Source organism: Alcanivorax sp. HI0044 (assembly GCF_001634945.1).
Genome location: NZ_LWEZ01000471.1, coordinates 1 through 729, shown reverse-complemented (window position 1 = coordinate 729; position 729 = coordinate 1). Strand labels below are relative to the sequence as shown.

At 55.8% G+C, this 729-nt stretch carries 1 protein-coding gene and 1 pseudogene; both read left to right on the top strand.

What is annotated here, in order from left to right; genetic code table 11:
- Positions 1-354, top strand: a pseudogene (locus A3730_RS31130) (hypothetical protein); the annotation flags it as partial.
- A gap of 13 nt (positions 355-367) precedes the next feature.
- Positions 368-694, top strand: a complete 327-nt coding sequence (locus tag A3730_RS05740; RefSeq protein WP_063520570.1) for a DsrE family protein — start codon at positions 368-370, stop codon at positions 692-694.
- The last annotated feature ends 35 nt before the right edge of the window (positions 695-729 follow it).

The window sequence follows — 729 nt, the reverse complement described above, 5'->3', positions numbered from 1 at the left end:
GGCCTCAGTCAGGTACCGATCACGCTCCGTGTAACCGGTTGCCCAAACGGTTGCGCTCGCCCCTATCTGGCAGAGATCGCCCTCACCGGTCGCGCTCCGGGACTCTACAATTTGTACCTGGGCGGCAGTTTTAATGGCGACAGGCTCAATCGTCTGTACGCCAGCAACGTCAGTGAGAGTCGCTTCATTGACTTGATCGCTCCGTTGTTCGAAGCCTTTGCAGAGCAAAGAAACAGTGGCGAATCGTTTGGGGACTTCCTGATTCGCAGCAAGCGTCTCGATACCGTGCACGACAAGAGCACAACCAATAGCAACTCGCCGGATGCTCAACCCGTTGTCATCCAGCCCCATTGAACCAGGAGTCATCATGTCGGATTACCTGTTTATCCAGAGCCAGGACCCGTTCACCGAGGTCCGCACCGCACACCAGTTCGCCCTCGCCGGGCAACTCTACGATGCCGGCCACAACGTGCGCCTGCTGCTGGTACAAAACGGGGTTACCCCGGCTCGCAAAGGCGCCCGCAGTGAGCATTTCGACAAGCTGCTGAAATGGGGCGTGCCTGTCATGGCCGACGGTTTCTCTCTGCAACAACGGCAGATACTGGATCAAGATCTGAAGGACAACATTGCCAGCAGCAGCCTTGATACCGTTATCGACGCCCTGCTCGACGGTGAAAAAGTCATCTGGAATTAATTGGAGTGATCATGAGTGAAAACAAAACACTGACC

Bases quoted from the DNA above. Each gene is read 5' to 3' on its own strand.
- A3730_RS05740 (WP_063520570.1), top strand. From the start codon at position 368: ATGTCGGATTACCTGTTTATCCAGAGCCAGGACCCGTTCACCGAGGTC.